General features: G+C 44.9%; 2 protein-coding genes. One reads left to right on the top strand and one right to left on the bottom strand.

Annotated features, from left to right (window positions below):
• Positions 1 to 259: 259 nt before the first annotated feature.
• Positions 260 to 1,426, bottom strand: a complete 1,167-nt coding sequence (locus QUA97_RS28080) for a pyridoxal phosphate-dependent aminotransferase (protein ID WP_228050380.1) — start codon at positions 1,424 to 1,426, stop codon at positions 260 to 262.
• Between the two features lie 403 nt (positions 1,427 to 1,829).
• Here QUA97_RS28080 and QUA97_RS28075 point away from each other — a divergent pair, with 403 nt between their 5' ends.
• The gene (locus QUA97_RS28075) at positions 1,830 to 2,342 is read left to right on the top strand and encodes an adenine phosphoribosyltransferase (RefSeq protein WP_333114065.1); all 513 of its coding nucleotides are present in this window, start codon (positions 1,830 to 1,832) and stop codon (positions 2,340 to 2,342) included.
• Positions 2,343 to 2,414: the final 72 nt, after the last annotated feature.

Below are 2,414 nucleotides of genomic sequence, written 5' to 3'. Positions count from 1 at the left end.
ATTGGTTATTGGTTATTGGTTATTGGTTATTGGTTATTGGTTATTGGTTATTGGTTATTGGTTACTTGCTACGAATTCCCAATTTTCAATTCCTAATAACAACTAACAACTAACAACTAACAGCTAACAGCTAACAGCTAACAGCTAACAGCTAACAACTAACAACTAACAGCTAACAGTCAACAGTCAACAGTCAACAGTCAACAGTCAACAGTCATTTGCTACTAATGACTAATGACTGAGGACTAATGACTAATTTTTAGATGCTTCCGACAAATTTATCGAGCCTTTCTACAGCTTTTTTAATTGTGTCTAAATCGGTGGCGTAAGATAAACGAATGTGGTCGTCTGCACCAAAGGCAATCCCAGGAATAACTGCTACTTGTTGCTGTTCTAGGAAAGCGTCGGAAAATTCTAGAGAAGTCATTCCCGTTTTGCTGATGTTGACAAACATATAGAAAGCACCGTCTGGTTTGATGCAGCTAATTCCGGGGATGGCATCGAGCAATTCAAATATTACTTTACGCCGATCGGCAAAAGCTAGTCGCATTTTTTCGACAGACTCTTGGCTGCTTTCCAAAGCTGCGATCGCGCCGTACTGTGCAAAGGTACACACGTTTGAGGTACTGTGACCTTGAATGGTACCCGCGGCCTTGATTAGTTCGACCGGCCCGGCTAAATAGCCAATGCGCCAGCCTGTCATCGAGTAACCTTTGGCAAAACCGCTGCTAACGATCGTGCGAGCGAAGATTTCTTTACCCACGGAACCGATGCTGACGTGTTGAGCGCCGTCATATATAATTTTTTCGTAAATCTCGTCAGAAACGACTAAAATATCTCGATCGACTATCACCTCGGCCAAGGCTTTGATTTCCGCTGGAGAGTACACCATTCCCGTCGGGTTACAAGGCGAATTCAGCACAAATAACTTGGTTTTAGGAGTAATCGCTCGGTTGAGTTGTTCCGGTGTAATTTTATATGCTGTCGAAGCATCTGTCGGTACAATTACGGGTGTGCCGCTGGCGAGTTTGACCATTTCTGGATAACTCACCCAGTAGGGAGCCGGAATAATTACTTCGTCTCCAAACTCAATCAGAGCCATCATCAGATTGTAGAGGGAATGCTTGCCGCCGTTGGTGACAATGATATTTTCCGGTTGATAGTTGAGATTGTTGTCCTCGCGGAGTTTGCGGGCGATCGCAGCCTTTAACAGCGGTTCTCCAGCCACTGGGCCGTACTTAGTCTTCCCCGCGTCCAGAGCTTGCTTAGCCGCTGTTTTAATGTGTTCGGGCGTATCAAAGTCTGGTTCTCCCGCACTCAAACTACAGACATCTATTCCTGCGGCCTTCATGGCTTTCGCCTTAGCTGCGATCGCCAAGGTTATCGAAGGAAGAACCTCACCCACTCGTGCTGTCAACTCGATCATTGGATTTTAGATACTATATTTTTGACTTTAGATCATAGGTTGACAAATCTTGATATTCAACCCTGGTGTTAGGGAATTATGACATTTGTTTACATAGTACGCAAAGGATTAAACAATTTACAAATAAAAATTAAAGAAGTTCTCAGCAAAAATTTAGACCTTAGTTTAAGGCCCAGATTGCATCTGTGGAGTAAATCTCAAATCTTAAATCGACTCACCTCACCTGCATAGGGAGACAAGCCCCAGAGAGGTTCGCCGGCAGCCCCAAAATTTAGACCCCGAAAATTTAGATTTTAGTGTGAATCTCAAATCTTAAATTTAAAATCTCAAATCTCAAATCGATTGGCGCTATGATTGTACCATTTTTGATTCCTCGTTACCTTCAACACCGACCTGCAAGCTTATGGATCTCAAATCTCTGATTCGCGACATTCCTGATTTCCCCAAGCCGGGAATAATGTTTAGAGACATTACAACTTTGCTGTCCAACCCGCAAGGCCTCAGCTACACCATTGACAGCTTAGCCGAAAAATGCTCTGCAATGTCTGCTGACTATGTGGTGGGTATGGAATCGCGGGGCTTCATCTTTGGCGCGCCCTTGGCTTATAAAATGGGAATAGGCTTTATTCCTGTCCGCAAGCCGGGGAAACTGCCAGGAGAAGTTTATTCTGCTGAGTACGAGTTGGAGTACGGTGTCGATCGACTGGAGATGCACCGAAACGCGATGAAATCCGGCAGCCGGGTGCTGGTTGTGGACGATTTGATCGCCACTGGCGGAACGGCGGTAGCAACGGCTCAGTTGTTGCAGCAAGCAAGCTGCGAGCTTATCGGTTTTGCTTTTGTCATTGAATTGCAGGCTTTGGGCGGCAGGCAGAAATTGCCTGATGTGCCAATTGTTACCTTAGTTGAGTATTAGTCAGTAGTCAGTAGTCAGTAGTCAGTAGTCAGTAGTCAGTAGTCAGTAGTCAGTAGTCAGTAGTCAGTAGTC

This window comes from Microcoleus sp. CZ3-B2 (assembly GCF_036705055.1).
GTDB lineage: Bacteria > Cyanobacteriota > Cyanobacteriia > Cyanobacteriales > Microcoleaceae > Microcoleus.
This window is presented reverse-complemented; position numbering and strand designations above follow the sequence as displayed.

Coding starts and splice junctions, on each gene's coding strand:
- QUA97_RS28080 (WP_228050380.1), bottom strand. CDS start 1,426: ATGATCGAGTTGACAGCACGAGTGGGTGAGGTTCTTCCTTCGATAACC.
- QUA97_RS28075 (WP_333114065.1), top strand. CDS start 1,830: ATGGATCTCAAATCTCTGATTCGCGACATTCCTGATTTCCCCAAGCCG.